Origin of the sequence: Bradyrhizobium sp. BEA-2-5, assembly GCF_032918025.1 — a bacterium.
Lineage (GTDB): Bacteria > Pseudomonadota > Alphaproteobacteria > Rhizobiales > Xanthobacteraceae > Bradyrhizobium > Bradyrhizobium pachyrhizi.
The window spans coordinates 7,052,452-7,071,415 of record NZ_CP136629.1; the positions used below are offsets into that span (position 1 = coordinate 7,052,452).

The following is an 18,964-nucleotide window of genomic DNA, read 5'->3' on the forward strand; positions in this document are numbered from 1 at the left end:
TCATTGCCAGAACAGCCGCTCAGGATCCGCGTTCAATTCGTCAAGTGCTGAGGACAGCCGGTGGTAAATGCTGTAAAATTCCCAGATTCCCTGCGCATGATTTTTGAAGAATGTCTTCCAGGTCCCGTTCGCGACATCGTAAAGGATCAGCGCGACATCAATCAGACCACCGTCCCTATCGATATTGCCCGAGCAGCAGGGACTCTCAATGAGATAGCCCCCTCTTACCGGCGTCACATTCGGCGAGACAAAGCGATAGCGCATGCGCGAGCTCAGGGCGCGCTCGATCCGCTTGCGATCGAGCTCGTTCGGGTGTGGAATCGGCCCGGTCACTACCTTTCTCATTACCGCGGCATTCATCGCCAACGCCTCCCTTCAAAGCGCTTTGATTTCGTCCTCAAAACAGCCGATAATCAGCTGCTCGCCAAAATCAACGATATAGATCGGCACGTTCTCATCCGTATGCATGGCGACCCGGATGATCTCTCCGGTCCGTCCAGCGCCGATCAAGATCCCATCGGGCGGCGCATTGGGAAACGATTCGTCATTAATGAGGTCCATCGCGGTTTTGATACGCTGGCCTGATCGATATTTCGGAAGGACTGGCCCGATCATGATACGCCCTCTTCTTCCGGCAACGGCGGATCATCGACCTCTTCGCCCGCGCCAGCCGAATCGAGTTCCTTGCGCTTCATGCCGACGCGATAGCCGCTTTCCAGAAATGCGACGCCGTAGATGTAGAATTGCTGGAGGAAGGTGCCGATCGAGACCACGTAACCGATCTCGCCCTTCTTCGCGAGGATGTCGCCGATCTCCTTGCCGGCATAGGTGCCGTCGTTGCGGATGGTGCGCTTGGCGCGCACCTTTTCGCCGAAGCTGAAGAAAGGAGGCGCCGTCAGCTCGACCACGTCGCTGTCGCGGACGATATTGCTCATGCAGCCATCCCTTACGGATTTTTAAGGACGAGCTGCCACGCGAGCGCAAGCCAAGCGATTGCCCACTGCGCCGGCTTCATCGGCAGCTTTCCTTTTCTAATGGGCGATCTGTGCGATTGCCGGACGGAATGCCTGGATCAGGGAACGGCAGGTCGATTACAGGGAGCAGCGTCGGCCAAATCCACGGGGACACCGCCGCGCAGCACGCAGCGTTCGGCATTGAGAAGTAATGTTCGGCCATTGCGCTCGGCGACTTGCTCGCCAGGCTTGGCTTACCGGCGCAACGTCGATATCGGCGAACAATCCGAAGCGAGCGCCTTCTATGATGGCGAACGAAATTTGGAATTTGGGTGCCAGCAAGGCGTAGCAGCCAACTCGTAAGCTTTTCAGCGCCCGATCCACATGTAACGTTCATGGGGCTCTCCCATTTAGGCCGACGCCTGGCGGCGCGGCCATGAGGTGTCGACGATGCAGGTGTTGTCGACCGGACAAACCGCAACACATTGCGGCTCGTCGAAATAACCGACGCATTCGGTACATCTCTTCGGATCGATCGTAAAAGTTCCGCCCTTCTCGGAGATTGCAACATTAGGGCATAAGGGCTCGCAGGCTGAGCAGCCCGTACATTGCGAAGCGATGATCTTGAACGGCATTCGCTATCTCCTCACGCCGCCGAGGTCAGAGCTTTCCGGCGGATTGCCGCATCATCGCGCTTGACGTGCAAGATCTCACCGCTTCGCAGCTTGTCGAGATAGCAGCGGAACCAGGCAATCGCCGACTTCTCAATGAACTCATGCGCGTATTGGTCGACCGGCTCGATGCCGGCCTTGAGCAGATTTCTCTTCGGGCAGTCACCGACCTTGGCTACGAACACAGCATGGCAATCCTTGATGGCGCCGATGATGTTTGAAAGCCTGTCCTCCTCGGCGTGTCCGCCCTGGCAGTACACCTCGGCTCTGCGGTGGCCGACGAATTTGGCGCCGGAGGTCGAGAGCTCGTAAACCTGGAACTCCGCAGCGTGGCCAAAGTGCTCATTGATCAGACCAGAGCCCTTAGTCGCGACCGCAGCCAGAAGCGTGATCTCGCTCTTCTCTCCAGCGAGCTCCGCAAGCTCCTGCCGCCCGGCCGCGATCTTGGCCGCGCGCTGATCCTCGACCTTGGCTTGGTAGGCCCGGCGCATTTCAGCATCATAATTGACCTCCATCGCCATGATCTTGTCGGTGGTGAACTCGGCGCTGCGGTCCTCGCCGAGCAGACCGACGGCGTCGGCCCGGCACTGGCGGCAATGCCGCATCATCTTCGTCCCAGCTTCACAAGCATCTTGCAGCGCTTTCAATTCCTGCGCCGTCGGACCCCGCTGACCGCTCAGACCGAATACCGTGCCATGCTCGGATGCGGAGATCAGCGGCATAATGTTGTGCAGGAAGGCACCCCGTGACTTCACCGCTTTGTTGACATCGACGAGGTGCTGGTCGTTGATTTCAGGAATCATCACCGAATTGACCTTGCATAGGATGCGCCGTTCGGTGAGCATCTGAAGGCCTTGCAACTGGCGATCAATGAGTATCCTGGCGGCTTCGATTCCGGTGTAGCGCTTGTGCTTGTAGAAGATCCAGGGATAGATCTTCGCGCCGATCTCGGGATCGACCATGTTGATGGTGATGGTGACGTGGTCGACATTGGCGCGAGCGATGCTATCGACGTACTGTGGAAGTGCCAGGCCGTTGGTCGACAGGCAGAGCTTGATGTCCGGCGCCGTGTTGTAGATCAGCTCGAAGGTCTTGAAAGTCTTTTCCGGATTGGCGAGGGGATCGCCCGGGCCGGCAATGCCGAGCACGGTCATCTGCGGAATGGTGGAGGCGACGGCAAGTACTTTCCTCACGGCCTGTTCAGGAGTGAGCCTCTCGCTGACCACGCCAGGGCGCGACTCGTTTGCGCAGTCGTATTTGCGATTACAGTAGTTACACTGAATATTGCAAGCGGGTGCCACCGCGACATGCATGCGCGCGTAGTGATGATGCGCCTCCTCGCTATAGCATGGATGGGTCTTCACTTTGTCCCAGATTTCTTTCGGTAGGTCGCCTTGGCCGGCCTGCGATCCGCAGTTGGTGCTGGGGCCGCCGTGCGAGGTGCGGCAAGCCTTATGCTCGGCGATCTCGCCGATATACTCGGCAACTCCGGTAGGTCTTCCGCGCCCCGCGACCGCGTCCATCATCAGTTCTCCCTGCACGGCAAATAAGCTCCTCAGGGCGAGCCCTGAGCGAACCACAAGGAGGGAGTTAGCAACCTCCGTGCCATCGCGGCGAACGATGCCATTTCTGAACAGTGTCAATGGCTTGGCGCGCGCGATCCGCGTTGTTGCAGGTACCGCAGTGATGTTGCCGCATGTAGGAAAACCGACACATATCACTGGCCGCGAGTGTTGCCATAGACGCGCACCTATTCATTCACGGCCTGATGGCGAGCAGAAACCGCTCTCACCCACGACCTCATTTGCTGACCATCTCTGCCTATCAGTCGGCGCGGTCGGCTTGAATTTGGCAGCGCCACTAGCTGGCGAGCAATAGCTCCACCGCGCGCGGGAGCTCAATTGCGAGCGGCATCAAGCCTTGCTCGACGAGAAAGCAGAGTTCGTTGCGCGAAAGCGCTTGCGGATCGACAATCACGTAATGGACCTCGGACGAGCGCTTGGTGATTTGCCGCGCATAGGTGCGCAACAGCTGGTCATTGAAGCGACAGCCGATGAACAGAAAGCTCCGCCGGGTCCGTCTTTCCTTGATAATGTCGGGAATCGGCGTTTGGATGTCGATCTCCGTCAGCACCTCGACATAATCGGCGTCTGATATCAGAAAGTTCTTTGCCGGCTCTACGCTGCCATGCGGCTTGTACAGCACCGTCGCCCAATTGCGAGCCGCGGCGCCGTCGACCTCTTGGCCTGCCGAATCATAGAAGCGATAAAAGTGGTCAGTATAGAGGCCGGCGCGGCTGATACCCTGCACCTCGCCCCATCCATCGCGCTCGCCGAGCGCCGCACGCATGGCGCCGTCGTACCAGGTGTCGACGATCATCGGCGGCGATAGAGACGCAAGATGATGATGCAGCGCCGTCGGCTCGACCGGTACAGCAAAGGCCTGAGCCATTAACCTCGTCAGGGTCAGACGATGTTTGTTACTCTCGATATATTGCGCCGACGCCCACGCATTGCCCTTGGCCCGTCGCGGCAGTGCAACCTTGGTGGCAAAGAAGGCGGCCAATGTCTCAGGTGTCGTCGGGACATCCGGCCGGGACAATTCGGCAAGGCCAGGTCCAAGGTAGGGAATAACGCTGCCCGCACTCAGTCTGGCCGCGAGTTCAGTGACAATCGCCTCCGTATCGGCTGCACTGGCAAAATCGATGCGCGGAGGCGCCTTCATCGCTCGCCGCCGCTTTCGCCGCGCTTCTTGGCGTTGATCGTGATCGGCAGGTTGGTATCGGCAGCCATCTGCGGCAGGTCGAGCACCCAGCCATTGGCGATCTTGATCCACCCGCCCCACAGCGTCTCGTGCTCGGCTTCGACGATTGGCTCCTCGAGATCCTTCTTCGGCACGTAAATCGACAGACCCGCGTCCGGAGATCGGCGGATCATGATTTTCATGACGTCAACTCCCTGGACTGCGGCGCATCGCGGGGTGCACTGGAATACTCCCGCGACATGGCGCGCAGCTGAGCCACGATGCCAGACAGTACGTGCGCGACCCGAGCGACCTCCTCGACGGTGGTTTCACGCGACAGGGAGAATCGCACCGCCCCGCGCATGCTGCTTGCCGGCATGTCCATGGCGCGCAGAACATGGGATGGCTCCAATGAGCCGGAGCTGCAGGCCGATGCCACGGAAGCGGCAATGCCGGCACGATTGAGATGATGCACAATGGCTTCGCCCTCGAGATGGTCGAAGGCGACGTTTGTCGTGTTCGGCAGCCGGCTACTGAGATCGCCGAGCACCGAGCAACCACCGTTATGCAAGATGGCCTGCTCCAGGCGATCGCGCAAGGAACCAATGCGAGCGCGCTCCGGCTCGAGCCGTTCCGCCGCAAGTTCTGCAGCTTTGCCGAGGCCAACGATGCCGGGGATATTCTCAGTTCCCGCGCGGCGCCCTCGCTCCTGCGATCCGCCCCAGATCAGCGGCCTGAAGTTTGTGTCTTTGCGCAAATAGAGCGCACCGACGCCTTTGGGGCCGTGCAGCTTGTGAGCGGACAGCGACAGCATGTCGATAGCACTATCACTCAGGTCGATGGCCAGCTTGCCTATGGCCTGCACCGCATCGGTGTGAAACAGGGCGCCCGCCGCGCGCGTCAACCCGGCAAGGAACTCGACCGGGAAAATCGTGCCGGTTTCGTTGTTGGCCCACATGACCGACGCAATCGCCGTGCGTGGTCCAAGGGCCCTTCGAAACGCCTCGATGTCGAGCCGGCCCCGCTTGTCCACGCCTATCACATGCGTCGTGACGCCGTTTGTCGCCAAATGCTCGACCAGGGCAAGAATTGCCGAATGCTCAACGGAGGTCGTGACGATCTCGTCGCGCCCGTCCTGCGTTGCAAGCGCAGACAGGATGGCAGCGTTGTTTGCCTCGGTTCCGCCGGAGGTGAAAACGATCTCGTGATCGTAGGCACTGCCTAACAATCCCTGCAAGCTGCGGCGCGCCTGTTTCACGGCCTTCGCGACCTCGCTGCCAAACGCGTGCGCAGAAGAGGCATTGCCGAATTGCTCGGTCAAGAATGGCAACATGGCTTGGACGACAGCGGGATCCGCGCGCGTGGTGGCATTGTTATCGAGATAAATCTGCATCAGGGCCTCGCTCAAACCCGTGCCCTGGCCGCGGCGGCGAGTGGGATGAGGCCGACGAGTTTGCCGACCCTTTCGATCAGGCGCGCCTGAATGCGTTCGAGCGCCCGGCCGGACAGCTTGCGGAGCACCGAGACGCTAGTCGGCTTGACGATGCTCCTTCCGCGGCCCATCCCGACGAAACGGCCATCGCTGCCATCGCATCGCAGATGGGGCTGGGTCTTCTCGATCACGTCGCGAATGAGTTGCTCCCGATCCTTTTCGGCAAACAGCGGGTACTTCAGTGGCTCGGGGACAAGCACGCTTTGGTTCCTTGTCATCAGCTGAACGATTTTCCGCAGGAACAGATCGAGCCGGCATTCGGATTATCAAAGATAAATCCAGATCCCTCCAGCTTCACCACGAAGTCGATCGTCGTGCCGGCGAGGTGATCACGACTCATGTCGTCGACGAAGACCTTGATGCCGTCGCGCTCGATCACCATCTCGTTGGGGTTCGCCTGCTCAGCCAGGTCCATTGCATATTTGAACCCGGCACATCCACCGGTCTCAACCATAATCCGCAGGCCGCGCGCTGGCTGAGCCGACTTTACGAGCACGCTCTTGACCGCGTTCAACGCACTGTCTGTCAGATTGATCATTACTCACCCTCCACTTAACTGAGCTGCGCTTGCGAATTGGCAATTCGCATGCCAGCGACTCCCGCCTTTGACAATATTGGCCTTTTCCAACCGCACCGTTTGCTTTGCAACCCATGTCGGCTTCCTGACAAGGGTGTGGGGCGACGCGGCGGCTGGTTCCTTATGTATTGCGCTGTTCCAGCATAAGGTGCGTCACGGCAACGAATTTGCATCACGCCTTGTGCCGGCGGCCCCGTCCGGCGATCCCGTTCGACGAGGACGACTAGCATGCAACATACGCCCGAAGAACCAGAATGCTCACCGCGGGTTTTGATGGACCCGGCCTGCGTAGATACTGACTCCATTCGGCTTGTTTTTCATAATGACGATGACACGCCTGTCGGTTTCGTCGTGCGCCTGCTGCGCGAGGTGTTCGGAAAGCAACAGCGGGATGCTGTTGCACTTGCCGAGTTCGTCTGGCAGCAGGGCAAGGCCGTCTGCGGCCCATACCCACCCTCAGTTGCGAAAGCACTGATAGTGGAAGCACAGACGCGCATCCGCGCCGCAGGCTTTCCCTTGCTGATCACGACTGAAGCCGCTGGCAAGGCGGACACGGCCGACCTGTCCGATGTGCAATTCGAATATGCCTGTGATGCGCTGGACTGGCACTTTGCAAATTTCTTGCCGGGAGAACTCGCGACCACGACGCGGCATTTTCCGGCCTACATGCGCGCCGATGTTCAGGTCGCGATCGACAAGCTTTTTGCTGACCCAATCCGCTTCTTCGGCGCGTATGAACGGCATTGGGACGAGGCGCTTTCATTCGCTCGAATGAAACGCCGTGGATCTGATGCGATTTCACTGGTGCCGCCGCAATTTGACGAGATCGATACGGGCGAGCTTGCGCCAGCCAAATGTTTGCGTAACGGCTTGTGGCTTTGCCAAGCGAGCGAGTTCCCATACGCCGTCGTGCTCTCGCATGATCGCGAACTTGGCCGCGAGACTCTGATCCGCATTGAAATAATCGTTCCGGCGCGCGATACCGGCGACAGCTTCGCGCAGTGCTGCTTTGATGAACTGGAAAAGACCATCCGCTCTGCATGCGCGTATCGTGGCAAGATCATCTCGCTCGACGAAGGTGCGGCTTGCGCCGGCCGCATCAGCGGTGTGACGCTACATCGGCTGCCGAAGGTCAAACGTGAGGACGTCATCTTGCCCGAACGGGTGCTCAACTTGCTCGATCGCAGCGTGCTGGGCTTCGTCGATGCCCGCGATGAACTCCGCCGTCTTCGCCAGTCGACGCGCAAGGGTATTCTGCTCTATGGCCCGCCCGGCACTGGCAAAACCCACACGGTCCATTATCTCGCTACTAACCTGCCGGGATACACCACGCTGATCATCACCACCGAACAGCTCGAACTGCTGGGCAGCTATATGACATTGGCACGCCTGCTGCAACCAACAATGGTCCTGATCGACGATGTCGATCGGACCGCCAGCCATAGCAGCATTTTGACAGCATGCGAGGCGCCCTTGCTGAGCAAGCTGCTGAATGAAATAGACGGCTTGAAGGAGGATGCCGATATCCTCTTCGTGCTCACCACCAACCGCCCCGACCAATTCGAGGTCACTCTGGCCGATTGCCACGGCCGCATCGACCAAGCGATCGAAATACCGCTCCCGGACGCAGCCAGCCGCGGCAAGCTGATCAGGCTATACAGCGGAGGCCTGCCGCTTGAGGGGGAGATCATTGCCGAAGCCGTCCGCAGTACCGAAGGGGTCAGTGCCATCTTCATCAAGGAACTGATGCGGCGCGTCACACAATCAAGCGTTGCGCGTGATGGCGGGCATTCTGTGATCACAGCCGATGTCCACGAAGCGCTCGATGATATGTTGTTCGCCAGCGGTCGGCTCAACGCGAAGCTGCTCGGCGGACCCCAGGCGATCGCCGCGGGGGCACGAAGCGGAGCAACTGGCGCAATCGAACCCCCTCGAAAGTCAAGGAGAGCGCGGCATTAAGCCGAGTGCCATTGGCACGTCCGCAAACTCGCAAGAGGAGGACACCGAGCGCTGCCGCCAGGACTGGATAGGGTTCGTAGAGGGCCCTTGGCGAACCAAACCACCAAGCGTTGCAATTAGAAGACGACCAGCGGCACGACCGAACCGAACAAAAGTAGCAGATCCATTTGCGCTGCAGCCCACGCGGTCCGACAATGCTTACATTGTGGAAGCACTGATGCGGCAACGCCGCGTCGCGTTTCTGACGCGCTTGTTCGGCGATCGCAGCCTCCTTGCGCATTTCGCCAGGAATACCCCGATGAACCGCTGCGCTTGCAACGGCAAGACCTTTGCATTGATGGTCTCGCCGGCGAAAACGTGTCCGGCAATCAGCTCAGATTGAGGACGATCTTCATGACTGCAATCGAGAACACCCCGCTCGGCCGCCTGGAGAAGGAGGGGCGCCTGCTCAACGCCGTACTCAAAGGCGGGACCACTAGGCCGGGCCGGTTTGGCTTCCGCGGCGATATCGCACTGAAGTTCCAGGTGCAGGTCGCGGACGAGAAGCGGCCGCCGGATTATTCGATCGAGCAGGTTCTGACGGTCGCCCAGGAAGGGGAAAGCACTATTGCGGTGCTGGCCGGCTATCTGCACTCCCTCGCATATCTTGCTGACGTCGCAAACGTGCTGGACGGCGTGCTCGGCCCGGAGGGGCGCTATTTTATATTCTGCAACAACATTGACTTGTTGGCTAAATACCGCACCAAACTGGGCAATGTCACCTTCCACGTGCTGCCATGCGATGAATCCACAGTCTGGAAGGAGATGATGGACCTGGTCGGGATCAACAAGGATGACATCAAAAAGCTGGACGCGGGCGACAAGCTCGACTACCTGCTCGACGCGGCAAAGGAGCTCGATGCGTCCTATGATGAGATCTCCTACGAAGACGCACTGAAGAGAATGGCGCCTGTGAAGAACCGCAACGAAAACCGGCCCGTCTGAGCGCGCCGCTTCAGCTCTCGCCGGCGCGATCCTCCTCGGCAAGTCGCACGCCGATGATGCAGATGTCGCCGTCCAGAACCGTCAACGCGACCGGCGTGAGCTCTCTGCCCTTACAAGGGCCGTCGACACAGCGGCCAGTGCCAAGCTCGAAGGTTGAGCCATGCTTGCCGCACATTAGCCGGGTTCCGAATGGATCGAGGAATTCGTTGCGCTCCCAGTCCAGATTGACGTCGTTGTGTGGACATTTGTTGAGATAGCCGAGCAACTTTTTGCCCCAACGCACCACAATGATGGACCACGGCCTGTGCTTGCCGTCTTCGCCGACGATCATGAGATGGAAGCCCATGGCCCGGCGGCTTGGAATGTCATTGAAGCCGCAAATCGCATAGACGGTATTGAACTGCACCTCTTGCTTGGTCATCATCATCCACCCTTTCATTGATCACCCTGCGTCAGGCCTGCAACAATCATGGCGGTACGGGATCGCCCGCCTTTCTGAGGAATCCAACTCACGGCGCCGCAACCGACGTCCGCAAGCAATTGGGGACGGACAAAGATCGACGAATCTGCGCGAGCATTCGGTTCTGTAGCGCGCCGCTGACCCATCTCCGCGGTTACTGAAATAGCTTTTCTTCTGGCCTGCCGATTCTTCCAAGTCCGTGCTGGACAAGCTAAATCAGCACTTCGGCATCCAGATACGGCCTTCAATGTTATGCAGACCAGAGGCGCGTGACTGTGATTTCTCTCCTGCAAGAATGTCTTTCAACTCGTGGATGGGTTGGGGAAATCAGGAAGGATCCGTATTGTCACCGACCAACCATGGGCAGCTCGATGGCAAGAATGTATGCGACGGCCCTTTCATGCAATCAAGGCTCTCTATTGAGTATCGACGTTCGTCCGAAAAGGCTTGTCGACCAATGCGTTGTACGTCCAGGGTCGACGGTTCGCGAAGATGTGCACGTTTGCCATAAGGTTCTTCTGCCGCGCACTGCTGATCTCCACGAAGTCGAAAACGACCTTGTGCATGTCAGGATAGTTCGGTGTAGCGACGTCGACGGCGCGACATTCATAAGCTTTCATACGACGCTCCATCGCGCATCGACGACGACCGTAAAACCGGCGGTCTCCTACATGTTGTATTCTTCCGTGCCGGAGAACGTAAGTCCACCTAATTTGGGTCGCTGGGAACGTATCCGAGGGCGCGGCATGAACAGATAGAGGCTCGATCGGACCAGCCAACCCAGGGCAGCATCCAGGCCGTTTGTCGTGTTGCGATTTTCGCAAGGCGCTCCATTGCAATTGTTAAAGGTGGGTCTTGCCGATAGAGCGAAACGACGAGCAAACGCTCCGTCGCTCCGTTATTCGGCAATAGGTAAGCTCCATTCGAGTGGGCTGGCCCAGTCTATGCTAACACTTCCGGCTGCAAAGTTGCGTAGTCCATTCATCTGGTTCACGATGGGCCTAAGAATGGAGAGGCGGACATGTGCGCTCCAGCCGCGTTTGCACAAACGTGGGTCTGACAATTGGTCGGACAAACCCTGACGCAGGCGCCGCAGCCGATGCAGGCGCCGTCGTCGTTCATCACCATCACCTTCTTCTCGACCTCGTCATCGTCGTCGAGTTCAACAAGTTCGCCGTCCTCGTTGATGCCTTTCAGCGTCATGACCTCGCGGCCGCAGACCTTGTAGCAGCGCCCACAGCCGATGCACTTCTGGGCATCGATCGACACCAGATAGTCCGGCTTCCAGTCGCGGCCGTCGCGGGTTGCGTAGGACATGATCGGAATCCCGCCTCAGGCCTTTTCCAGCGCCTTGAGGTCCTGGCTCCGGCGCTCGAGTTCGGCATAGGCATCGTGCGCCTTCTGGGCCACCGCCATGATCGAAGTCCAGTTGACGGGCAATTCTTCCGAAAGATCGTGCAGATCCATTTTGGCCTGCAGCGCTTTGGACGACAACTTCTTCAATTCTGCTATTAGTATCTCGCGATCGCTCATGCGCGGCCCTCAATAGTTCGCAACTTCGGGGAATTTCCTGATCATCTTGATTCCATCCCGGACATACTTGTTGCCTTCACTGGCAAGCTTTGCGAGATTGTCGAATCCGAAGCGATGCACATCCCGAAGCTGCTTGTTCACCGCGATCAATCGTCCCGCGATCAGCACCATGCGACCAAAGCCCTCATGGTGCATTTTCAGCATCGGCTGGATCATCACGTCGGTCGCCTTCTCGATCGAAAGGGCGACGGCGTTGAAGAACAGCTCGAGCCGCCAGACCGTATCCGGATCGGGATCGCCGAGGACCGGCAGTGCGCGTCGCTTCTCCTTGTCCAGGATATAAGGCTCGAGTAGGTCGAGATCGCTCTTGCCGGCCCAGGCCCCGCTCATGTCCTCAGCCCTCCAAATCCTGACCAGCTCTTTGACGAACGGTGCGTCGAACCCGCCGGCGGATCGCATTACGTCTGCAGCCTCGGTCATGTGATCCTCATTCGTCTAAATCGAATGTACGCTTCTTGTCCTTGGCCACGGCTTTTCGTAGCCATGGCGGGGGCGTTCCCTTCAGCACGCGCTCGAGCTTTTCGAGCAGCACCTGGATACTTTCGGGCTTGTTGACTCTGATGGGATGGATGTTTCTGGCCACGACTCGCGCAGCGCCGGATCCTCCGATGGCACCGACATAGAGGATAGCGCAATCCTTGATCGCTTCGATCTTCGGCGTCAGCTTGTCCTCGTCGCCGTCTTCCTTCAGTTCGCCGTCGAACTGAACCGCTTTCAGAAATACGTGTCCCCCTGGCCCGACATCGTAGACGGCGATATTCTTCGCCCAGCCAAAATGTGCATCGACACGCCTGAGATCTTGGGTAGCGAATGCAACTTTCATGCAATCGACCTCTCTGTTGAGTCGACAGGACTTCGTCGGCCGGGTCCTAACGGCAGCGTCGAGCCTCGCCAGCTATCGGGCGTCGGGGCATGATTCTCCTCGCGGTCGGCGATCACCAGATTGGCGATATCGAAGATCAGATCGCGCGTGCCCCGATAGCCGACGGATAGCTGGTGTCCTGCCCCAAGCCGGTCAAACATCGGAAAGCCCGCCCGATAGAATGGAATCTTAAGGCGTGTCGCGGCTTGCCGACCATGCGAATGCGTGATCAAAAGATCGCAATTCCTGGTCCTGGCAAGCTCTTCCAGGTCCTCCAGATCGCCGATCTGCACCTCTTTGGTCTTGATCTGCTCCAGCACCGCCGACTGCGTGGTCGTCACGGCCGCCGTTACACGTGCGCCCATCTCGTGCAGCATGCTGGACAGGTCAAGCAACAGGTCAGGTTCCGCACCGATCGCAAGTCTGCGGCCGCCGATCTGGAAATGCGCGTCCAGCATCGCATCGACCAGCTGCCCGCGCTGGCGCCGATACCTCGCTGGAACAGGGCGGCCGCTGATCTCGCTCAAAAAGGCGATGAAGTCATCATTGGGAACCAGGCCGCAGAGCCGCTCAAACAGCCGAAAAGGCACCCCGGCCTTCTCTTGCATGGCCTCTGCCGCCCGCCGCATCTGCGCACCGATCGCAATTGTCCAGCCGGCTCGGCCCATGCGCGCGACTTCATCGACCCCAATGCCGCCGGTCGTCGTCGACGTGAAGCGATCGGGAATATGCCCATCCAGCGAACCCGCCAGGTCGGGCAGGAACGATGGCTGCAGGCCGAAATCCTCAAAGATGATCCTCAGTTCGTCGAGATCACCTGGCGTGAGATGACATCCAGGAAGCACATTTAGCTGCGTAGGATTGCGCTCGGCCTCCCTCGCGGGCGCCTCGACCAGTACCTCGACCATGCGCGCGACGGTCTTCTCCCAGCCGTCCTGGAAAGCGTCCTTGAAATCGGGCGTCGAGACATAGACCAGCGGGAACTTTTCGAGCTGCGGGTGCTTTTGCCGGATCAGGCGGATGAAGCCCTCGACGTCGTCGCCCTTGGTCTCGGTGACGCTGGTCGAATTGATGCCGATGATCTCCGGCTTGGTGCGATTGTAGATGTTGAGGATCGCCTGCTCGACGTTCTCATAGCCGCCGAGCACGGTCGCGACCTCGCTCATCGCGGTGGTCTGCATCGGCACGGCTTCCTTGAAATGCCGCACGAATAGGGTCAGTCCAAACGAGGTGCAGCCCTGCGAGCCGTGCAGCAGCGGCATCGCTCCGCGAAGCCCCATAAAGGCGAAAGAGCCGCCGATCGGCTGGCTCATCTTGAGCGGATTGACCGAGCAGGCTTTCTTCGAGGTGGTGACAAGGACCATGACGCCACCCTATCCCGTGGCCTGCAGCGCGGCCGGCCACCAGGAGATCGGCCTGCCCGCCAGGATGTCCTCGATCCGCCGTCTGCAGCAGCCACCGACCGCGGCGGTATGCTGTGTGACCGCTTCGACACTGGTCAGGTTGTGCGCGCGAATCGCATCTTCGATCGTGCCGAGGTCGACCGTATTGCAGAAGCAAATCCTTCTCGCGCGCAGGGTCTTCTGCGTCCGTGCCCGGTCGGCGACGATCTCAATCGGCTGCACATCGTGTTGCGCCATCGCGCGGGTCTGCCCATCGTCGGCCGCATGGTCCCACGGCGCCGGTCGACGCAATTGCTCCCACATCGGGTTGTAGAGCGCCTTCTCGATCTCCTCCATCAGCTTGACCATGCCGATGTAGCCCATATAGGCGTGGCAGCGCTCCTGGTTGATGTCGAGCCAGGGCATCGCCGCTTTCAGCGCAACGAACTGCGACTTGCCGCCGGAGAGCATGATGTCGGCGCGCGCGTCCTTCAGCATCTTGTACATCTCGCGCGGCGTCATGTCCTCGATCATGTGGGCGTCCTGGCCCATCAGCTCCTTGATCCGCTCCTTGTCCTCCTTGGTGGACTTCTTCACGCTGGTTCCGACCAATTCGAGCCCGGCTTCCTGCAGCGCGGCAACGACCGACCAGGACTTGACGCCGCCGGTCATCAGCAAGACCTTTTTGCCTTTGAAGCGTGGCCTGTACGGTTCGATTGCGGCCCTGGACCGCGCTTCCTCCCGCACGATCAGCGCCTCGGTGCGTCCGATCAAGTCCTCCGGCGCGCCGCGCTCGATCAGCAGGCGGGCGATCTCGCGCAGCGAATCGCTGGAGTCCTGGATGCCGTAGAAGGAGCCCTCGAAGTAGGGGATGCCGTAGCGTTCCTCCATCTTGCGGGCGACGTTGATCATCGCCTTGGAGCACACCATCATCGCAGCGCGCGCCCGATGCGAGGAGGCGACTTCGTGGTATTTGCCATCACCTGCGATGCAGCACAGGATGCGGATACCGAGTTCGTCCAGCAGCGGCTTGACCTGCCAGAACTCGCCGGACAGGTTGTACTCGCCGATCATGTTGATGTCGTAGGGCGTGGTGTAGTCGGGCTCAGCGGTACCGATCACGTGCTCGAGCAGCGCCTCGCCGGCCAGCTTGTTGCCGAGGTTCTTCGGGCCGACGAAGCCGGGCGAATTGACGGGGATGACCGGCTTGCCGAACTTGGTCGCCGCGGCCTTGCAGACCGCATTGATGTCGTCGCCGATCATGGCAGGGACGCAGGTCTGGTAAACGAAGATCGCCGGCGGGTCGTATTTCTCGATGATCTCCCTGATCGCCTTGTAGAGCCGCTTCTCGCCGCCGAACACGATGTCGGTCTCGGCCAGATCGGTCGTGAATCCAGTGCGCCACAAGTTCGGTCCCGATGATGCCGAGCCGCGATTGTCCCAGGAATTGCCCTCACAGGCGATCGGGCCGTGGACGAGATGCGCGACGTCGGTGAACGGCTGCAGTGCAATCTTGGCACCGTCGAAGGCGCAGCCGCCTGCGGCCCCTCCCGGCTGCAATTGCTTGGTACAGCCCTTCTTGCGCTCGGCCTCCGTCTTGTTGGCGTTCTTGCCGCAACCCGGCTCGTTGAAGACGTCCTGGATCGTGGCTGGTAGCGAACTCATCCGGCTTTTCCTCTCACGCTATCTGGAAGGCTTGCCATGCTGCGCTTCTGCCACCGCCGATATCCGGCGATGGCGCGCGCGTTTTTCTCATCAACGAATGATGTCGAAGCTGTAGTCGGTCTTGGCAGGCACGTTGGTGTTCTTGTCGATCTCGTCGAAGATCTTGTCGAGGATCTTGACCAGAACGTTCATGCCGCCCTGATAGCCCCACACCGGATAGCGGTGGTGGTGGTGGCGATCGAACACCGGGAAGCCGATGCGGATCAGCGGCGTGCCGGTGTCGCGCTCCAGATACTTGCCGTAGGTGTTGCCGATCAGGAAATCGACCGGCTCGGTGAACAGCAGCGAGCGCATGTGCCAGAGGTCTCGACCGGGATAGGCGTGGCAGTTTTTCCCGTAAGGCGAGCTCGCAAATAGCGTCTGCATTTTCTCGCCCCAGGCCTTGTTGCCGTTGGTCGAGAGCACATGGGTCGGTTCGGCGCCGAGTTCGAGCAGGAAGGCGGCGAGGCCGTAGCAGAGGTCCGGATCGCCGTAGATCGCGAACTTCTTGCCGTGGATATGCGCGCTCGAATCGGCCATGGCATCGACGAGACGGCCGCGCTCTCGAGCGAGCTCCTCCGGAATCTCGTTGCCGCTGATGCGCGACAACGCCATGAGGAATTCATCGGTTGCGGATACGCCCACTGGATAGTTGAAAGCCAGGACTTCCTGGCCATGGTCGGCAATGAACGGCAGCGTCTTTTCCGTGCACCATTGCTGCATGGAGATGGTCGCCTTGGCGTGGATCGCGTTCGCGGCGTCCTCCAGCGTCGTACCGCCGTCATACATGCGGAACTCGCCGTCGGTCGGCGTATCGAACACGTCGCTGTTGTCGGCGAGTATCGTGTATTCGATCCCCATCAGTTCGAAGATGCGCTTGATCTCGCGGATGTTGCCGACGGTGTAGCCGTCGAAACCGCCGATGAAGTTGATCTTGCCATTCTCCTTGCGCTCCAGCTTCGGCGCAGTGCCGGCCTTGCCGTCCCAGAAGTGCTCCAGGATGCCCTTGAGGGCGTTGTCGTAGCCGGTCACGTGGCTGCCGACGAAGGCCGGCGTATGAGCGAAGGGAACGTCGAAATCCACTGGCACCGAGCCCTTTTCCTTCGCCGTCTTGATGAAGGCATTGAGGTCGTCGCCGATCACTTCCGCCATGCAGGTGGTGGAGACGGCGATCATCTTCGGCTTGTACATGTTGTAGGTGTTGGCAAGCCCGTCGATCATGTTGTTCAGGCCGCCGAACACAGCCGCATCTTCCGTCATCGACGAGGAAACGCAGGAGCTCGGTTCCTTGAAGTGCCGCGACAGATGGCTGCGGTAATAGGCGACGCAGCCCTGCGAGCCGTGCACGAAGGGCAGCGTGCCTTCGAACCCGACGGCGACGAACACGGCACCCAGCGGCTGGCAGGCCTTGGCCGGATTTATCGTCAGAGCCTCCCGCGCGAAGTTCTTTTCGCGATATTCAGATGTCTTCGTCCACTCCTTGATGCGTTCGACCTCCGCGGGATCGTGCGGATTCTCGAACATCTTCTTGTTGGCCAGCATCTGCTGGTATTCCGGACCTCGGAACAGCTCGAAGTGATCGAGCACGTGTTCTGCACTCTGCGCCATGGTAAAGCCTTTCAGGTATCGTGATTAACGTCGTCCCGTCTCTTGGCAGAGACCAGGTTGTTTCGCGTCATTCTGCGGCCAAGAGCTTTGGCCTTGGCACGTCCTTCCAGGGCGCCTTCAATTTCTTCCAGATCGGGGAGTTGATCGCCATGTCCATGTCGCGCGCGAAGATCGCGAACCCGTCATAGCCGTGATAGGGACCGGAATAGTCCCAGGAGTGCATCTGCCGGAACGGCACGCCCATCTTCTGGAAGACGTACTTCTCCTTGATGCCCGAGCCGACCAGATCCGGCTGGATCGTCTCGACAAAGCGCTCGAACTCGTAGCCGGTGACGTCGTCATAGATCAGCGTGCCGTCCTTGACGTAGTGCTGGGCCGTGCGCTGGTAGTCGTCATTGTGGCCGAACTCGTAGCCGGTGCCGACCACCTCCATGCCGAGGTCCTCATAGGCGCCGATCACGTGGCGGGGACGCAGGCCGCCGACGAACAGCATCACCGTCTTGCCCTCGAGGCGCGGGCGATACTTGGCGATCACCGCGTCCATCAGCGGCTGGTACTTTGCGATCACGCGCTCGGCGCCTTCCTTGATCTTGTCGTCGAAGAAGCTCGCGATCTTGCGCAGCGATTCCGCGATCTTGGAGGGTCCGAAGAAGTTGTACTCGCACCAGGGAATGCCGAACTTCTCCTCCATGTGACGGGAGATGTAGTTCATCGAGCGGTAGCAGTGCAGGATGTTCAACTTTGCTTTCGGGGTTGCCTCGAGCTCGGCCAGCGAGCCATCGCCGGACCACTGGGCAATCACGCGCAGGCCGATTTCCTCGAGCAGAATTCGAGACGACCAAGCGTCGCCGCCAATATTGTAATCGCCGATGATTGCGACATCGTAGGGGCTCGGCTCGAACGTCGGCTTGCCCTGTGGGCCCCCCTTGTCGAAGATCCAGTCCCGCACCGCGTCGTTGGCGATGTGGTGGCCGAGCGATTGCGAGACGCCGCGGAAGCCCTCGCAGCGCACCGGGACGATGGTCTTGCCGTCATACTCCTTGGACTTCACCTTCGAGACGGCCTCGATATCGTCGCCGATCAGGCCGATCGGGCATTCCGACTGGATGGTGATGCCGTGGTTGAGCGGAAACAGCTCCTGGATCTCGTCGATGATCTTGGCGAGCTTCTTGTCGCCGCCAAACACGATGTCTTTCTCCTGGAAGTCGGAGGTGAACTGCATGGTGACGAAGCTGTCGATTCCGGTCTTGCCTATGTAGTAATTGCGGCGTGCAGCCCAGGAATATTGGCCGCAGCCGACCGGGCCGTGGCTGATGTGGATCATGTCCTTGATCGGCCCCCACACAACGCCCTTGGAGCCGGCATAAGCGCAGCCGCGAATGGTCATCACGCCGGGGATGGACTTCAGGTTCGACTTGACGCCGCAATCGGACTTGCCGGCTTCGTGTACATTGAGGTGCTTGGCACGTCGTTTTGCGGTCTTCTCCGGGTAGACCTTCAGCACCTCCTCGATCAGCTCTTTGTTGCGCGCCCTGATCTGTGCGGTGCTATAGGTCGTGGCGAGACTCATGCTGATGTCCTTTTAAGATTTCCTGTTGCAACGGCGGCTCTTGGCCACGACTTTTGCAACGTGTGTGCCAGCTGAGCGTGAACGCAAACATTCGTATTATTTCCAATGACTTAGCGTGCGGCGCGCGCAGCGACGGACGGTTGTTGCGAACCCGACATCGCCCCGTCCAGACCAGGTGTCCGTTCGGCCGTGTTCGAAACAAAACAAGGCGAGCTCGGCCGTGATATGGGCCACCAAAACGCCGATGGCTAGCGGGATGTGTCCCGCCTTGACTTGAGCGGAGCCACCGCGAGGCGAGCAAACCGCACCGCAGCTCGGCCCATTCGGCTTGCCAGGACCAAGGCGCCAAAAGCCGGTAAGTGCTCAGCTTCGTCGGTCGCGGAGCTGCGCACATCCTGCATGGTCAT

General features: G+C 59.7%; 22 protein-coding genes. 2 read left to right on the top strand and 20 right to left on the bottom strand.

All coding sequences use genetic code 11. The annotated features are described in order from the left end of the window. The 10 genes from RX327_RS32865 to RX327_RS32910 form a co-directional block, all read right to left on the bottom strand. Positions 1–360 (bottom strand): DUF3024 domain-containing protein, encoded by a 360-nt coding sequence (locus RX327_RS32865; protein ID WP_317248345.1) that lies wholly within the window; start codon positions 358–360, stop codon positions 1–3. A 15-nt stretch (positions 361–375) separates the two neighbouring features. Beyond that, entirely contained in the window at positions 376–615 is a 240-nt protein-coding gene (locus RX327_RS32870; RefSeq protein WP_317248346.1) for a nitrogen fixation protein NifZ, read from the bottom strand. Then, on the bottom strand, positions 612–935 hold the full coding sequence (locus RX327_RS32875) for a nitrogen fixation protein NifZ (protein ID WP_317248347.1): 324 nt from the start codon (positions 933–935) through the stop codon (positions 612–614). Before RX327_RS32875 ends, RX327_RS32870 begins: the two co-directional genes overlap by 4 nt. A gap of 428 nt (positions 936–1,363) precedes the next feature. Then, positions 1,364–1,588, bottom strand: a complete 225-nt coding sequence (locus tag RX327_RS32880) for a 4Fe-4S binding protein (RefSeq protein WP_317248348.1) — start codon at positions 1,586–1,588, stop codon at positions 1,364–1,366. An 11-nt stretch (positions 1,589–1,599) separates the two neighbouring features. Continuing rightward, on the bottom strand, positions 1,600–3,147 hold the full coding sequence (gene nifB / locus RX327_RS32885) for a nitrogenase cofactor biosynthesis protein NifB (protein WP_317251378.1): 1,548 nt from the start codon (positions 3,145–3,147) through the stop codon (positions 1,600–1,602). A 337-nt stretch (positions 3,148–3,484) separates the two neighbouring features. Beyond that, a complete protein-coding gene (locus RX327_RS32890; RefSeq protein WP_317248349.1) occupies positions 3,485–4,348 on the bottom strand; it encodes an SIR2 family protein in 864 nt (287 codons plus the stop codon). Beyond that, on the bottom strand, positions 4,345–4,569 hold the full coding sequence (nifT, locus tag RX327_RS32895; RefSeq protein WP_317248350.1) for a putative nitrogen fixation protein NifT: 225 nt from the start codon (positions 4,567–4,569) through the stop codon (positions 4,345–4,347). Before nifT ends, RX327_RS32890 begins: the two co-directional genes overlap by 4 nt. Next, positions 4,566–5,759 carry a cysteine desulfurase NifS gene (nifS, locus tag RX327_RS32900; RefSeq protein ID WP_317248351.1) on the bottom strand — a complete coding sequence of 398 codons (1,194 nt, stop codon included), beginning with the start codon at positions 5,757–5,759 and terminating at the stop codon, positions 4,566–4,568. The genes nifT and nifS overlap by 4 nt, the downstream gene beginning before the upstream one ends. Before the next feature lie 11 nt (positions 5,760–5,770). Beyond that, positions 5,771–6,058, bottom strand: a complete 288-nt coding sequence (locus RX327_RS32905; protein ID WP_317248352.1) for a hypothetical protein — start codon at positions 6,056–6,058, stop codon at positions 5,771–5,773. A gap of 17 nt (positions 6,059–6,075) precedes the next feature. Continuing rightward, positions 6,076–6,396, bottom strand: a complete 321-nt coding sequence (locus tag RX327_RS32910; RefSeq protein ID WP_317248353.1) for an iron-sulfur cluster assembly accessory protein — start codon at positions 6,394–6,396, stop codon at positions 6,076–6,078. Positions 6,397–6,663: 267 nt separating this feature from the next. Here RX327_RS32910 and RX327_RS32915 point away from each other — a divergent pair, with 267 nt between their 5' ends. Both RX327_RS32915 and RX327_RS32920 read left to right on the top strand, forming a co-directional pair. Further along, complete coding sequence (locus tag RX327_RS32915) at positions 6,664–8,394, top strand: ATP-dependent Clp protease adaptor ClpS (RefSeq protein WP_317248354.1); 1,731 nt, start codon at positions 6,664–6,666, stop codon at positions 8,392–8,394. 393 nt (positions 8,395–8,787) lie between these two features. Continuing rightward, positions 8,788–9,378, top strand: a complete 591-nt coding sequence (locus tag RX327_RS32920; RefSeq protein WP_317248355.1) for a hypothetical protein — start codon at positions 8,788–8,790, stop codon at positions 9,376–9,378. 10 nt (positions 9,379–9,388) lie between these two features. Here the strand turns inward: RX327_RS32920 and RX327_RS32925 are convergent, their stop codons facing one another. The 10 genes from RX327_RS32925 to nifD all read right to left on the bottom strand — a co-directional run bounded on the left by RX327_RS32925 (position 9,389) and on the right by nifD (position 18,557). Next, entirely contained in the window at positions 9,389–9,805 is a 417-nt protein-coding gene (locus tag RX327_RS32925; RefSeq protein ID WP_317248356.1) for a Rieske (2Fe-2S) protein, read from the bottom strand. 449 nt (positions 9,806–10,254) lie between these two features. Next, on the bottom strand, positions 10,255–10,458 hold the full coding sequence (locus tag RX327_RS32930; RefSeq protein ID WP_317248357.1) for a hypothetical protein: 204 nt from the start codon (positions 10,456–10,458) through the stop codon (positions 10,255–10,257). A 370-nt stretch (positions 10,459–10,828) separates the two neighbouring features. After that, complete coding sequence (gene fdxB / locus RX327_RS32935; RefSeq protein ID WP_317248358.1) at positions 10,829–11,155, bottom strand: ferredoxin III, nif-specific; 327 nt, start codon at positions 11,153–11,155, stop codon at positions 10,829–10,831. Between the two features lie 15 nt (positions 11,156–11,170). Continuing rightward, positions 11,171–11,371 (bottom strand): CCE_0567 family metalloprotein, encoded by a 201-nt coding sequence (locus RX327_RS32940; protein ID WP_317248359.1) that lies wholly within the window; start codon positions 11,369–11,371, stop codon positions 11,171–11,173. Between the two features lie 9 nt (positions 11,372–11,380). Continuing rightward, complete coding sequence (locus RX327_RS32945) at positions 11,381–11,851, bottom strand: NifX-associated nitrogen fixation protein (RefSeq protein WP_317248360.1); 471 nt, start codon at positions 11,849–11,851, stop codon at positions 11,381–11,383. A 7-nt stretch (positions 11,852–11,858) separates the two neighbouring features. After that, positions 11,859–12,254 carry a nitrogen fixation protein NifX gene (gene nifX / locus RX327_RS32950; protein ID WP_317248361.1) on the bottom strand — a complete coding sequence of 132 codons (396 nt, stop codon included), beginning with the start codon at positions 12,252–12,254 and terminating at the stop codon, positions 11,859–11,861. Then, entirely contained in the window at positions 12,251–13,657 is a 1,407-nt protein-coding gene (gene nifN, locus RX327_RS32955; RefSeq protein ID WP_317248362.1) for a nitrogenase iron-molybdenum cofactor biosynthesis protein NifN, read from the bottom strand. Before nifN ends, nifX begins: the two co-directional genes overlap by 4 nt. A gap of 9 nt (positions 13,658–13,666) precedes the next feature. Continuing rightward, positions 13,667–15,340: a nitrogenase iron-molybdenum cofactor biosynthesis protein NifE gene (gene nifE, locus RX327_RS32960; RefSeq protein ID WP_317248363.1), complete on the bottom strand. Its 1,674-nt coding sequence runs from the start codon at positions 15,338–15,340 to the stop codon at positions 13,667–13,669. 90 nt (positions 15,341–15,430) lie between these two features. Then, entirely contained in the window at positions 15,431–16,987 is a 1,557-nt protein-coding gene (nifK, locus tag RX327_RS32965; protein ID WP_317248364.1) for a nitrogenase molybdenum-iron protein subunit beta, read from the bottom strand. 67 nt (positions 16,988–17,054) lie between these two features. After that, the gene (gene nifD / locus RX327_RS32970) at positions 17,055–18,557 is read right to left on the bottom strand and encodes a nitrogenase molybdenum-iron protein alpha chain (protein WP_317248365.1); all 1,503 of its coding nucleotides are present in this window, start codon (positions 18,555–18,557) and stop codon (positions 17,055–17,057) included. Positions 18,558–18,964 lie beyond the last annotated feature (407 nt).